Origin of the sequence: Niabella agricola (genome assembly GCF_021538615.1) — a bacterium.
In the GTDB taxonomy this organism is placed as follows: domain Bacteria; phylum Bacteroidota; class Bacteroidia; order Chitinophagales; family Chitinophagaceae; genus Niabella; species Niabella agricola.
Map to the genome: position 1 here is coordinate 3,939,671 of NZ_JAJHIZ010000003.1, position 14,063 is coordinate 3,953,733.

The following is a 14,063-nucleotide window of genomic DNA, read 5'->3' on the forward strand; positions in this document are numbered from 1 at the left end:
CGGGATCTGACCTGCAATTTTTGAGCCTGAAGCAAAACAAACCCCGCTCGGCTATTGCCCGCTACTGCTGATACCGAACAAAGGCACGGAAGCAGCCATGACCAGCCGCTCTTTTTTTAAGGGGGACCAGATCTCAATCCCGACTCTTAAATCTCAAGTCTCAAGTCTCGAATCTCAAAATCTGATAGCTGAAATCTGACCGGTCCTCATTTAAAACCTTACTTCATCATCCCGGTGCTGTGCATAGGCTTTCATAAAATCGATGGTTTTTACCTGGCCGGCGATAAACCGGATTCCTCCCAGGATATGATTCAGGTACACCGGGTCGCTGTAGTCTTTTTTGTCGTGCCCCAGGGTGGTGACCCAGGTATGGCCGCCATCAAAGGCATATTCCCAGGCGGTGGGGTAAAAGTCGCCGTAATTGCCGCGGTTTTTCTGAAGCATTTCTTTTTGCTGGATGCTGGTTGTATCAATAGTGCGGAGGTCGTGTACCATCAGCACCCGCGGGCCGGGGTACATTTCCTTGGCAAAATAGCACTCATCGCCCTTCTCCCAAACGGCGGGTACGCCTTTCATAGAAGGATGGCGGGTATCTATAACCCTTACCGTAAAGGGCTGGAATTTAGCGTGCCAGGAGAAGGTACCACCCAGCATCATTTTAAACCACCGCCAGTTGCGCTCGGTACCTGTTACGGAATGCAAACCCACAAAACCACCCCCGGCTTCAATATAGCGCCGGAAAGCAAGCCGCTGGGCATCGGTATCAAATACATCATTATTGGTGCTGGGAAAAATCAGCAGGGTATACTGTTTCAGATTGGATTCCGTCATCACCTCCGGGCGGGAACTGGTGTCTACTTTAAACCCCTGAACGGTACCCAACTGCTGGATGGCCTTTACTGCAAACGGAATATTATCATGTACATATCCTTTGCCGTTTTTGGTATATACCAATACCCGCACCTTTTTCCAGTTGGGAGCGTTTTGCGCATGGAGGCCGGTTACCCCAAACAATGCTGCTGCTAAAACCAGTACCGCTGTGTATTTTTTCATCAGAATTTTATTTAAATGTGATTTTTGGAGGATGTGCAAAGGCCTGCCAGGCTTCTTCTGCCTGTTCCTTTGGAAGCCGGTTATTAAATACCAGGAAGCGGTATCGCAGCAGGTATTCTTTGCCGGGCTCCAGCAGCCAGTCTTTATTTTTGGTAGGCGAGAGGTTTAAAAATACATCGCCCCGGTTATTCATATTTTCGGGCCATACCCGCAGCGGTTCAGGGTAATTGTAATTGGCCGGGTGGCTCATCATCTCCAATCCGCCATATTGCTGATGCAGTTGTCCCTGCGCCACACACCAGCGTGCCGTACTGCCGTCGGCTGCTTTACGGTCCTTACCTTCGGAGGTAAAAATAACGCTGTTGTCCTTGTTCCATTCAGCCGTGGCACGAATGCCCAATCCGCCGTACCGGTATTCGAGCAGTTTTACCGGGCTGGCGCCGGCACAACTTAACTGTACGGTCACATCCATTATATAGTAATTGTTATTTCGGTCATCCGGCCGGTAGATCCTTACCGTTTGTAATTCGTTGAGGGCATTTTTTTCTGTGCCATCCTTTTTAAACACGATGTGCTGATGCAGGGCCTCGTACCCGGAATAAACCGGTCCGTTAACGAGGGCACCAAAACCTGCAAACCGAACAGTCCCTTTCCGGTCCCGCAGGTTCCAGAAATCAACAGTATCTTTTTCAAACAATACATGCGTCCACGGATTCCACATCCCCCAGTGATGGTAATGATCGGGGGCATTGATCCGTGTCAGTTCCTCCCCGTTGGGCGTCCATAACGGGTGAATGAAGCCGCTGCGTTTGTAAGCGGTGTCGATGCCCTTAGGCGGATACACGGTTTCTGAATGATACCGCAGGAAGTTTTTATTTCCGTAACGGATGGTAACGGCACCATTTTCCAGGTCGGTTTGCAGGCTGCCCGCCGCGGATTGGGATTCCGTAGTTTTTACCAATTCAAAGGAACGCAGTTTTTGCCTGCCGGGTTCCAGCATCCAGTACAGCCGGCGTCCATTGCCGGGTGCTACCTGAAAGGGGACAGCTGTTTTTTTACCACTGGTGGTTTCCAAAAGCTGCAGGTTGCTGCCGGCTTCGGTTGTAATCGCATCCAGGTCAACACTTACCGGGATGGAAAAGGTTTCATTACCGGATGTTTTTACCTGCCAGCTGCTGATGCGTTGTGCATGAAGCGGGCTTCCCCCGGCCCATACAGTAAAGGCCAGCAGGTAAAGGATCTTTTTTGTCATGATACTATTTTGTTGCTGATTTTTTGGCCAGTTCCAATGCCGAGGTTGTGGTATAATACTTGGCAATCATATTGGGCACTTCCCAGGCAGGCATCTTTTTTTCTTTCAGGAACTGAAGGTAACGCTGCATCACCTGACCGAAATGTGCTTCATGCCCGGTATTGTATTTTTCGGGTACCACCACCTGCCATCCCGCTGCTGTTTTTGCAAGCTCCACACCGGGATATTTGGCCTGTATTCCGGCCAATGCCGCAGTAAGATCTTTTTCAAAACCGGCATCGGATTTTTTAACCGGTTCGATGTATAACACCGGCTTGTATTTTTGTTCCGCACCCTGGCGGATGACCAGGTTGGCGCGGGTGCCGCGCATGATGGAGTAGTGAGTATCACCTGTGCCTTCGGGTGCTTTGTAGCCCCAGGTTACGGAAACTTTTGCATTTACACCCCGCAGCTTGTAATTGAAGGCTCCGTTGCAATAGATGCTCAGCACGGAATCATTTTTGACATCTTTTTTGAGATAATCCGGAAAGGATGGTTGCTTGGTAATTTCCGAAAACTGGCTAAGGGTAATGGGTGTGGTCCATCGTTTAGCCGAAACCATTTCAATATCTTTCTGATAATCGATCACCTGCTCCGGGAAACATTCCCATTGCACCAAGTCAACCAGATGCGTGGTTACATCCACAATGCCTTCCCCCTGCTGGGTTACATCCAGGAACCAGGACGGACGTTGCAGCACGGATCCAGAAACAAATTTATAAAGGTAGTGCACGCTTTCCTTGGTAACAGCCGGGTGCTCCGGCGTACCTTTCTCCAGATCGCCAAATACTTCCTTAACCTGCGAAAACTCCCGTTGCAGCAGGGTGTTGATCTCAAAGCGCTCGGTCATGATATCATAAAGGAGCACGTTCTTTTCTGCTGCTTTTGCAAATGCATTTTTTACCAGCTCAAAGCCGGTCTTGTCAATGGCCATGGGTTTATCTGCCAGCACATTCAGTCCGGCAGTTACTGTATTGAGCACATACTCGGCTTTTTTCTGGTTGTTGCCGCTCATCACCACTACATTGCCCTTTTTGTCCGCGATCATTTTCTGGAAGAAATCTGCTCCGGTGTAAATGTTCTCCTTCCAATGCGTTGGATTTTCTGCACGGGTATTATAGGATTCGATCCTTTTTAAGTGCAGGTCTACATCCTGCCCTTCGGGAGCGTACACGTATACGTTGCTGTCCACATCGGGATACATTTCTTTTTGCACCAGGGCTGCATGAAAATGCCCCGGATCCAGCGTAATCAGGGTGATGCGGGAGGTGGAGTCGGTTGTTGCAGCGCTGCCTGATTCATTGTTTTTACAGGATACCATCAATGCGAGCAGTGCCACGGGCAATACAATTTTCTTCATTTATTTTTTTTGTTTGTTCAATACATAATTGGTTCCATAAGGATACCGTTGCGGTCTGGACAATAACTTATTGGCTTCGATATTGTCTTTGAACAGCTCTTTTTTGGGATCCCAGTATAATTTCGTTCCCAGCTTCATGGCCGCATGTGCTACCAGGCAGGCGCTGCAGGAGCGGTGGGCAACTTCTGCCGGACTGATGGTGGGTTTTTTATTGATGATGCCATCTACCCAGTTCAGGTGTTGTTCCCTGCTCTCATACAAGTGCACCTCATTCGGACCAATAACCGAAGTAAGGATCTTTGGATCGCTGGCATTGAAGGCCTTGTTCTGCCCCCCGGAACCGGCACCCGGGTCGGAGGCGGTTACACCCACATTTCCCCGGGATACAAAGATCCATCCGTTACTGCCTTCAAATTTAACACCATTTGGGTTCTTGCTGTTAATAAGCATGGTAATTCCGTTGGCATATTTGGCTTTTACCTCATAGTCGCCGTGCACGTTCCACAAGCCGGTTTTCGGAAATTGGGCACTGCCTTCCACTTCAATGGGTCCGGTTAATTCGGTGTCCATTCCCCAGTGTGCAATGTCGATATGATGCACTCCCCAACCCGTGATCATACCGGCGCCAAACTGTTCCATCCGCAGCCAGCCGCCCCGTGACTCAATATCTTTTTGATTGTGCACCCGGTCTTGTGTATAATAAATATAGGGCGTGGACCCCAGCCACATATCATAATTAAATCCTTCCGGTATGGGCATCTCTGTGGTATTGCCTCCCGGAGGGTCGGCCGGTAAACCTACATGCACCGTATGCAGTTGGCCAATACGGCCGTTACGTACCAGCTCGCAGGCTTTTTTAAATTGCGGCCAGGGATGCATCGACCGCTGCTGGCTCCCCAACTGGAAAACCACCCCCGATTTACGTACGGTGTCGCTCATGGAGCGCCCTTCTTCAATGGTGAGGGATGTGGGCTTTTGCAGGTAAATATGTTTGCCGGCAAGCGCGGCTTCCATCGCCGGCTGTGCATGCCAGTGGTCGGGAGTACTGATGATGACTGCGTCGATGTCTTTATTAACGAGCAACTCGTGGTAGTCGTCGTGCATCTTAATGTCAATATAACTGGCCTTGCCGGTTTTTTTGGCGTACCATTCTTCCACTCTTTTTTTACCGGCTTCCAGACGGTAACGGTCTACATCGGCCATGGCTACGATCCGTGCAGACTCATGTTTAAACGTTTCTACAAGATCATGGGTCATCGCAATACGGCCGCAGCCGATCTGGGCGATCTGGACCTTGTTACTGGGAGCGTCCTTGGTAAAAAAAGATGAAGGTACAATCATGGGTACCCGGGGTAACAGGAAGGCTCCCGCTGAAAGGGTAGCGGAGCTCCGGATAAAATTTCTTCTGCTTTTTAAATTCGGCATGTTCTTAAAATTAAAACAGGTATTGAAGCGGATGGTAATGCCTGAAGCAACCGTGTTCTGTAAAGCAATCCTGCAGGCACCTATCGTTATTACGGGAAACTAAAATAGTAACTTTCAGGCACAGGTTGCGGAAATGGAAGCGTCATTTTTTACTACAACGTTTGAAATAAAAAGAACCTGCTATTCTTTTGAACCGGTACGGCAACGCATAAAAAAAACCGCCCCGGTTCTTTACCGGAGCGGCTCAATTAGTCGTCATCTTGTAACAACCGGATGGTATTCGGCAAATAAATTCATTACTGAATTTCTTTTTCCATCAGGAGTTACAAGATGACATGCTCTTTATTTACCCGTCATCATTTTCCTGAGGTTCAGCAGACCATAGCGCATCCGTCCCAGTGCCGTGTTGATACTGCATCCGGTCATGTCTGCTATTTCCTTAAAGCTCAGGTTGGCAAAGTGGCGCAGGATGATCACCTCGCGCTGCTCCTCCGGTAATTGCTCCAGCATATCCTGGGCCTTACCGATATTCTGGACGGTGATGATTTTTTCTTCAACATTTTGCTCCGAGGAATTAATGGTATCCAATACCTCGTGATCTACACTGTTTTTAGCAAACGGAATCCGTTTCAGTTTTCTGAAATAATCCACACAAAGATTGTGGGCAATACGCATTGCCCAGGGCAAAAACTTACCTTCTTCCTTGTACTTGCCGTTTTTTAAAGTTTCGATGATCTTTATAAAAACATCCTGGCAGATGTCTTCCGCATGATATTTATCCTTTACCAGAAACAGTACCGTACTGAACAATTTCTCCTGGTACCGATTCAACAGAGAATCCAATGCAGAAGTATGTCCTTTTGAAAATAGATTTATGAGCTCGTTATCAGTCTTCTTTAAGTAAGTTATCATCCGTTGTTCAATTAACGCGGAAATTTTCATTTCCACCTTTTTTAGATTAAAACTTAGTTCAATAACCTCCGAATTTACCCCATCTTTCACGCATTTTCTCTTTCCCGGGTAAACGAGTGTTGCGAAAATAGGAGTTTCAACGTTTATTGCCGGCGCTTTGTATCCAGATTTTGCCCCCAAAATCTTCAAAATAATGTTAAAATTTTTTAACATTATTTATAAATATTTGAATATTAATTAATTGAACAGGTTGTTGCGCTGGTCAGACGCCTTTATCCGGTCTGTTAAAATAACAGTGCCTGATTTTAATCGGGCAGCTTTTTCAGGTATTTAAAAGCTAAATTTGTGCCCTCTTAAAAATGTAATTGGAATGGCGAAGGCAAAAACCGTGGAAAAGAAGGATGAAATCTTTGTGAAAGGCGCCCGGGTACATAACCTGAAAAATGTAACGGTTGGTTTTCCCAGGAATAAATTGATTGTGGTAACCGGCGTGTCGGGATCGGGCAAATCTTCGCTCACCATCGATACCCTTTATGCGGAGGGGCAGCGGCGTTATGCAGAAAGCCTGAGCGCTTATGCCCGCCAGTTCCTGAACCGGATGAACAAGCCGGACGTGGACTATATCCGAAATCTCTGCCCGGCCATTGCCATTGAGCAGAAAGTGATCACCCGTACACCACGGAGTACCGTAGGTACCATGACGGAGATCTATGATTATCTCCGGCTGCTTTTTGCAAGGGCCGGTACCACGATTTCGCCCGTTTCTGGCAAGGAGGTAAAAAAAGATGACGTAGCCGATGTGATCGCTGCTATTGAAAAGCAGGAAACGGGAACGAAAGTGTTTGTATTGGTGGCGTTTAAATTACACTCGAACCGGAATGTGCGCGAGGAACTGAATATCCTGCTGCAAAAAGGATTTACCCGGGTTGCGGCAGGTGGAGGCACACGTGGAGCCGAACTGGATGTGCTGGATATTGAAGACCTGCTGGAGCAGGAGGATGGGGCTATTTCGCAATTGCTGGGAATATCAAAAAACGAAATAAAAACCAAATCCGCTCCACAGGTATTTATACTGATCGACCGGATCATTGCAAGAGAACTGGATGAAGACGACCGGCACCGGTTGAGCGATTCCATCGGTACGGCCTTCTACGAAGGGGAAGGTGCTGTTTATGTACAGACCATTGCCCCTGATGGCAAGACGCAGCTCCATGATTTTAATAACCGCTTTGAGCTGGACGGGATCGTATTTGAAGAGCCCAACCCCAATTTGTTTTCATTTAATAACCCGCTGGGCGCTTGTCCTACCTGTGAAGGCTTTAGCCTGGTACTGGGCATCGATGCAGACCTGGTGATTCCTGATAAACGGCTAAGTGTGTTTGAAGGTGCCGTAGCACCCTGGAAAGGTGAAAAACTGGGCAAATGGAAAGACCGGTTTATAAGGGCTTCAGCCAAATATGATTTCCCGATTCACAAGCCGGTGGCCGATCTTACCAAAGAACAATACGAACTGTTGTGGAAGGGAAACAGTTCTGTGTATGGCATCAACGACTTTTTTAAAGAAGTAGAGCAAAACCTGTATAAAGTACAATACCGGGTATTGCTGAGCCGCTACCGCGGACGTACCACCTGCCCCGATTGTAACGGGTACCGCTTGCGCAAGGAAGCGCTCTATGTAAAAATAAGCGACAAGCATATCGGCGAACTGGGGGAAATGCCGGCCAGGGATCTGAAAGCATGGTTCGACAAGCTGAAGCTACCGGCGCATAAAGCCGCCATTGCCAAACGGATCCTGCTGGAAATATCCAACCGCCTGGATACACTTTTGAAAGTAGGCCTGGGTTATTTAACCATGAGCCGCGTAGCCAATACACTGAGCGGGGGCGAGAGCCAGCGGATCCAGCTTACCCGGAGCCTGGGGAGTAATCTTACCAACTCGTTGTATATACTGGATGAGCCGTCAATCGGGCTGCACTCGCGCGACACCGATAATCTTATTAAAGTACTGAAAGAGCTGCGTGATCTGAACAATACAGTGGTGGTGGTGGAACATGATGATATGGTAATGCGGCATGCAGATCATATCATCGATATGGGACCGTTGGCGGCACACCTGGGCGGTGAAGTGGTGGCGGCAGGAACGTATAAAGAATTGCTGAAAGACCCGCACAGCCTTACCGGTAAATACCTGAGCGGCACTTTTTCTATTGAGCCGCCGGCTACTACCCGTAAATGGACGCGCTTTATAAAAGTAGAAGGGGCCCGGCATCACAACCTGAAAGATATAACTGTAACCTTCCCGTTAAATGTACTGGCTGTGGTAAGCGGAGTTAGTGGTAGCGGAAAGACCACATTGGTCAAGCAGATCCTGTATCCGGCATTGCAAAAGATGAAAGGAGAACCGGTGGTTTCCGGCGATAAAATTGGATTTCATAAAGCCATTACCGGTGATGTGGAAAGCGTGCAGCAGATCGAAATGGTAGACCAGAATCCCATTGGCAAATCATCGCGCAGCAACCCGGTAACCTATATAAAAGCCTATGATGAAATACGCGACCTGTTTGCCAAACAACCGCTCAGTAAAATGCGGGGATTTCAGCCTAAGCATTTTTCTTTTAACGTAGACGGTGGCCGTTGCGATACCTGCAAGGGTGAGGGCGAACAGGTAGTCGAAATGCAGTTCCTGGCGGATGTGCACCTGATTTGCGAAAGCTGCGGCGGCAAGCGCTTTAAGGAAGAAGTGCTGGAAGTAACCTACAAGGATAAAAGCATTCATGATATACTGGAGTTGAGTGTGGATGCATCCCTGGAATTCTTTAAAGATGAGAAAAAAATAAAGGAGGCCATACAGCCGCTGAGTGATGTGGGCCTGGGTTATATAAAATTGGGGCAATCCTCTGATACTCTTTCCGGCGGGGAAGCGCAGCGGGTAAAGCTAGCCTCCTTCCTGGGAAAAGGAAAAAACAATCACAAGGTCCTTTTCATTTTTGATGAGCCCACCACCGGCTTGCATTTTCATGATATAAAAAAGCTGCTGGCCTCGTTCAATGCATTGATCGAGCAGGGACATACCGTGTTGGTGATCGAGCACAATATTGACGTGATCAAAAGTGCCGACTGGCTGATCGAGCTGGGACCCGAAGCCGGTGATGGCGGCGGGGAACTGGTATATGAAGGTGTACCCTCAGGGATCAGGAAGGTAAAAAACAGTTATACAGGAATGTATTTGTAAACCGGACCGGCCCAGGCGATGCCGGTGGCGTTGCGGTATCGTTACCAGGCAAACAATTACGTTTACCGGCATAATCCGGGTTGCCATGGCTTCCTTTCCTTATTACGCTGGTATGTAAACACAGAAGCAACCATCGGTGGATGAAGTTGCAGCAATTGGTACCGGTTCAACAAAGCAGAAAACTATTTGATAATACCACCAGCCGGATGATGCCCAATCTTTTCTAGTAAATCTGTTTAAAGTTCGTAATTTTAAATAGGCATTCTGTTGAGGCCCTCTACGCCTGTTTGGCAGGTACTTTAAAACAAAACCAATCATTCTTATATGAAAAAGGCATACCTATCCGTATTTCTTTTAGTTGTAGCTGCTGCTGTTGCCATCGCGCAAAACAACAATGCTGTTATCTTATCTGAGGGATGTTTGTATCTGGGCCGCAAAAGTTACCTGGGGCCTGGCTCGTACCGGACGGCGCAATTAGGGATCGGGAATAACCGGCTCTCATCTTTTCGCATTCCCCAGGGATGGAGTATTCAGTTGTTTGAGAACGACCGTTTGGGCGGCCGGTCGGTAACGTTCACAAGCTCCGTAAGCTGTTTACCGGCCTCCTGGAGGAACAGGGTGTCATCTGTAAAAGTATGGCGCGGGCAGGGGCCGGGCAACCCTGGCAATGATTCCGGCAATAACCTGCCCCCACAAGGCAACCGGGTGATTGTTTACAGGGACGCAAAATACTCGGGGATGGCAAGAGCACTTGCCGATGGGAATTTTAGCCCTTCGGATCTGGGCTTTTTATCCGGGCAGGCATCGTCTATCTATATCCCCCGGGGCAAAACGATACGGGTGTATGACCGTAACAATCATTCGCGTACGTTTACTTCAAGCGTGGCGGACCTGGTACCATATGGCTGGAATGATAAAATTACAACGGGTAATATCAGCGGTGGAAACAGCGGACAACCACCCCAGGGAAACCGGGTGATTCTTTATAAGGATGCAAAATACTCGGGGATGTATCGGGAGCTTCCTGATGGGAATTTCGGTCCTTCAGACCTGGGCTTCCTTTCGGGTCAGGCATCGTCTATCTATATCCCCCGGGGCAAAACGGTTCGGGTGTATGACCGTAACAATCGTTCACGCACATTTACTTCAAGTGTGGCCGACCTGGTGCCATATGGCTGGAATGATAAAATTACAACAGGTAATATCAGCGGTGGCGGATTTCAGGGTGGCAACAATGGGGGAAGCCAGGGTGGAAACAACGGCGGGTTCCAGGGCGGAAACCAGTAACGCGGGGGGCCGCGAAGGAGGGCTGACGGAATGCTTGAGAACGTAAATGACCAGCTACATATCACTCCGGTCGTTAGCCTGTAAGTGACAATGATTATAACGCTTCGTATTAAAAATCGTATGAAAAAGATAAATGTTTCATCCAGAAAATGGGCCCTGCTGTTCATGCTTGGCCTTGCCTGCAACAATCCGCAGCAGGAGGCCAAACCTATAGCTGCAGCGGAAGATTCGGCCGGTAAAACGGAAAACCATATTATGATACCTGCAGGCGGTTGTTATGCCGGCCAAAGTGGTCGTGATTCCTTCTTTCTTAAGGCGGAGGTCTTCCCCAATGTAGTAACGGGTAAGCTTACATATCGTTTTCATGAGAAGGATAAAAACGAGGGAACGATAGAAGGTGTATTAAAAGGAGATACGCTGATAGCCGATTATACCTTTGTTTCGGAAGGAAAAACCTCCATGCGCCAGGTGGCCTTCCTGCTTAAAGACAGCATAGCAATAGAGGGGCATGGTGCTATGGAAGAAAAAGACGGAAAGCTGTTGTTTAGCAACCGCGATAGCATTCACTTTAATGAAGGCATCCAGTTGCACAAGGTGCCCTGCGGTGAGTAATAATACCGGTGCGGTATCGCCAACAACAATCTGTTTGCCGGAACGAACGGTTATATAATTACACTGTGCGTTCCGCGAATGATTTAGTTTTCTGGTTCGCGGATCTTCAACGGCTGATACAATACGCCCATGCCTCCTGTCAGATTTGTACCCTGCACCAGGATTATATAATTTCCCTTGCTTTCCGAGGTGTAAAATGAAACCCTTGCCTGCCCATCCTTATCCGTAATGATCTCGGGGTTCCAGTAAACCGTGGTACGCATATCGGGGAGGATGGTTTTCTCATCCGGTGAAGTATAGCGCGGACTGTAAAATTGTCGGGCAATAACGGGTACTACCGGTTTGTACAAGTACATACCAGGTGTTTTCTTTAGAAACGGCCCCGATCCCGTGCGGGTGGTAATTTCAATAAACGAGTAGTCAATGCTGGCGGGCCCGGAGTTCATCAATTCTGCCGTACTCAAATAGTGGGACCGGTAAGATGAATTGTAGCGGGGATTGTTCATTACCTCAATACCCCGTACATCTTCTGCTGAAAAATATTTCAGATACGAATCGAGAAAAAGCAGGTAATCATTGGGGCCGGCACCGCTGTTTTGGTAAAAGAAATTCAGATCCATTCCATCGATAATAAACCGGGCAATGTTGCTGTTGACCATATACATTTGACGGATGCTTTTTGGGGGGGAGCCCTGCCGGAACCCCTTTACCTGTTTGTAAAGCACATCCAGCAGGGTGATCTTGGGGGTTTTATCCAGGATCCTTTCATTGATTACCTGATCGGCGCCACCGTTTTTATTGAGGTTTTTAGACCCGGTAATGCCGGCATTGGTTTTTACCACCACCTCATCCAGGTAGTCCCCGTTCTTTTTGATCAGCTTCCGGATAGCCACCTGCTTGTTTACAAACTGAACCGTTGCGGTGTCGAGTAAGATATTCTGATGATCAAATGCCAATGGTGCACTCGTGTAAGCAGGAAAAACCGGCTCGTCAACTTCGATACCTATATTAAAGGCCTTGCCTTTTTTGTTAAGGCCTTTGATCACCATACTTACGCTGTCGTTGTTAAAATAAGGGAAATGATCCAGGGTAAATACCCCGTTTTGGTTGGTGACGGTGTCCATCGCAAACATGCTTGTTTTCCCGATGGTACCAAAAGCGGTTATCTTGGTATTACTGAACGGTTTATTAAAAATATTAGTGGCCTTCCCCGTGATCCTGAAGTCGTGCTCCCGTATAAATCTGAAGTTCTGCGACGGCCATTCATAACGCACCCAGCCCTGGGTGAGCATTAATGCGTCTACTGCTCCCGGCAGGGGATCCTGAAAATAATAATAGGGCTCTTCTATTGTTCCTTTGAGATCAGCACTCAGCAGCATATAACTGATGATATTCTCCGACAGTCTGTTCATCTGAACCTGGCTGGTGTCGATCACGGCAAGGGAAAAGCTACCCGGAACCGGTTGCTTCCCGTTGTTTACAGTAAGGAGCAGCGACACGCTGTCCTTTGTATTGTATAGCGACTTATCGGGTGTAAGTGCAAGTTGCAGAGGGTCCTTATGCCAGATAAAAACGGCCCGCTCGTTTACGGGGCGCATCAGGCTATCATAAAGTACCAGACGGGTAATGCCGGATGGCGGCATGCTTTTAGCAATGGAAAGACGGTGTGGTCCTTCAGAAAGCGTAAGCGGACCTTTGGCAAAGCAAAGTCCTCCGGAGGTGGCGGCAAAAAAATATTTCCGGCCGTAAAGATCCGGCGTACTGCTGATGATCACCCGGAAACTGTCCGACAAAGGATTATTGGTTACCTGCAGTAAGGTGCCCGATGACTGTGGGTCCGGAAGTTTTACCGGTTGCCCGTGTTCGGGGAAAGCGGTATAATGGCCGCCTGGCTGGGGCGTAAACGCTACAATGCCCATTCCTTTGTGGATAGAGGCAAAGGTGGCTATTTGTTGTCCCTGCTCGTTCCGGATCACCCCTTTTACATCCTTTCCTTTCCCATACACATTCAGTGCTTTAAATCCCAGTAACTGGGGCTTACCGGCAATAAAGCTGCCGCCTTCCGGCAGAAACTGAAGGTCGATCGTAGCTGAACCGGTGGTTTTAACCGGTATCTGTAATTTCAGGTCCTCGTTGTCTGCGATTTCCACAATCAGGTCCCGGTTCTCCAATACTCCTTTAAGTAAGGTGTCGACATACAGGTTTCCTTCTCCGTCCGTCTGGGCTTGTAACCGGAGCAGGTTCCGGTTTTTAGACCGTACCCGCACCAATACTTTTTTGCGGGCAATCGGGCTCAGACTATTGGTGGTAAGCGCCGCAGAAAGTGAAATACGGTTACCGGAATATGTGGCTTCATGGATACGCGCATTCCATTCCCCGGCGATGGGGTTAATTACCGTGAAGCGGCTTTCATAAAACAGCGAGTCTCCGAAATTACGCATCCAGTTGGTATAGGCACGAAGCCGATAACTTCCCTGTGGAAAATCATCTTCCTTCAGGGGAATGCTGCTTTGAAAGCGTCCCCAGTAACAGGGGGCCGCTGTTCTTTTAACGACTTCATTAGCGGCGTTGATAATTTCGATATACGCGATGCCGGTACTGTCCGTGATGGTATAATCGCTGGCTGCCAGTATATAGCCCTTCATCCATACGGTATCCTTTACCTTGTAAAAAGGGCGGTCGTAGTGTACAAATAATTTTTCCCGGGGCATATAGTTATTGACGGAGTCATTGGCCGCTATCTTTTTGCTCAGGGATGCAAACGGCTGGCCGAGGCCGGTTACAGACAGGCCAAGGATCAGGCAAATAAGCAACAGCCATTTTCTGTTGCAGTACAGGCAGAAGTGCTGGTTTTTCAAATCGTTCAATGTATACATGTGTAAGAATAGTCT

The 14,063-nt window shown here is 48.3% G+C and carries 9 protein-coding genes; 3 read left to right on the forward strand and 6 right to left on the reverse strand.

Translation table 11 applies throughout. The features are described from left to right. Positions 1-210: 210 nt before the first annotated feature. From LL912_RS21865 to LL912_RS21885, 5 genes are all read right to left on the reverse strand, one after another. The gene (locus tag LL912_RS21865; protein WP_235555742.1) at positions 211-1,053 is read right to left on the reverse strand and encodes a ThuA domain-containing protein; all 843 of its coding nucleotides are present in this window, start codon (positions 1,051-1,053) and stop codon (positions 211-213) included. Positions 1,054-1,060: 7 nt separating this feature from the next. Then, on the reverse strand, positions 1,061-2,305 hold the full coding sequence (locus tag LL912_RS21870; RefSeq protein WP_235555743.1) for a DUF6807 domain-containing protein: 1,245 nt from the start codon (positions 2,303-2,305) through the stop codon (positions 1,061-1,063). 4 nt (positions 2,306-2,309) lie between these two features. Beyond that, the gene (locus LL912_RS21875; RefSeq protein ID WP_235555744.1) at positions 2,310-3,704 is read right to left on the reverse strand and encodes a putative oxidoreductase C-terminal domain-containing protein; all 1,395 of its coding nucleotides are present in this window, start codon (positions 3,702-3,704) and stop codon (positions 2,310-2,312) included. Beyond that, on the reverse strand, positions 3,705-5,129 hold the full coding sequence (locus LL912_RS21880; RefSeq protein WP_235555745.1) for a Gfo/Idh/MocA family protein: 1,425 nt from the start codon (positions 5,127-5,129) through the stop codon (positions 3,705-3,707). A 342-nt stretch (positions 5,130-5,471) separates the two neighbouring features. Next, positions 5,472-6,071, reverse strand: a complete 600-nt coding sequence (locus tag LL912_RS21885) for an RNA polymerase sigma factor (RefSeq protein ID WP_235555746.1) — start codon at positions 6,069-6,071, stop codon at positions 5,472-5,474. A gap of 340 nt (positions 6,072-6,411) precedes the next feature. Between LL912_RS21885 and uvrA the strand changes: the two genes are divergently transcribed. From uvrA to LL912_RS21900, 3 genes are all read left to right on the forward strand, one after another. Next, positions 6,412-9,273, forward strand: coding sequence for an excinuclease ABC subunit UvrA (gene uvrA, locus LL912_RS21890; RefSeq protein ID WP_235555747.1), 2,862 nt, complete (start codon positions 6,412-6,414; stop codon positions 9,271-9,273). Between the two features lie 324 nt (positions 9,274-9,597). Next, on the forward strand, positions 9,598-10,560 hold the full coding sequence (locus LL912_RS21895) for a hypothetical protein (RefSeq protein WP_235555748.1): 963 nt from the start codon (positions 9,598-9,600) through the stop codon (positions 10,558-10,560). Positions 10,561-10,680: 120 nt separating this feature from the next. Beyond that, entirely contained in the window at positions 10,681-11,172 is a 492-nt protein-coding gene (locus LL912_RS21900) for a hypothetical protein (RefSeq protein ID WP_235555749.1), read from the forward strand. 83 nt (positions 11,173-11,255) lie between these two features. Here LL912_RS21900 and LL912_RS21905 read toward each other — a convergent pair whose 3' ends face one another. Then, positions 11,256-14,048 carry a hypothetical protein gene (locus tag LL912_RS21905; protein ID WP_235555750.1) on the reverse strand — a complete coding sequence of 931 codons (2,793 nt, stop codon included), beginning with the start codon at positions 14,046-14,048 and terminating at the stop codon, positions 11,256-11,258. Positions 14,049-14,063 lie beyond the last annotated feature (15 nt).

Coding starts and splice junctions, on each gene's coding strand:
- LL912_RS21880 (WP_235555745.1), bottom strand. CDS start 5,129: ATGCCGAATTTAAAAAGCAGAAGAAATTTTATCCGGAGCTCCGCTACC.
- LL912_RS21895 (WP_235555748.1), top strand. CDS start 9,598: ATGAAAAAGGCATACCTATCCGTATTTCTTTTAGTTGTAGCTGCTGCT.
- LL912_RS21870 (WP_235555743.1), bottom strand. CDS start 2,305: ATGACAAAAAAGATCCTTTACCTGCTGGCCTTTACTGTATGGGCCGGG.
- uvrA (WP_235555747.1), top strand. CDS start 6,412: ATGGCGAAGGCAAAAACCGTGGAAAAGAAGGATGAAATCTTTGTGAAA.
- LL912_RS21865 (WP_235555742.1), bottom strand. CDS start 1,053: ATGAAAAAATACACAGCGGTACTGGTTTTAGCAGCAGCATTGTTTGGG.
- LL912_RS21905 (WP_235555750.1), bottom strand. CDS start 14,048: ATGTATACATTGAACGATTTGAAAAACCAGCACTTCTGCCTGTACTGC.
- LL912_RS21885 (WP_235555746.1), bottom strand. CDS start 6,071: ATGAAAATTTCCGCGTTAATTGAACAACGGATGATAACTTACTTAAAG.
- LL912_RS21875 (WP_235555744.1), bottom strand. CDS start 3,704: ATGAAGAAAATTGTATTGCCCGTGGCACTGCTCGCATTGATGGTATCC.
- LL912_RS21900 (WP_235555749.1), top strand. CDS start 10,681: ATGAAAAAGATAAATGTTTCATCCAGAAAATGGGCCCTGCTGTTCATG.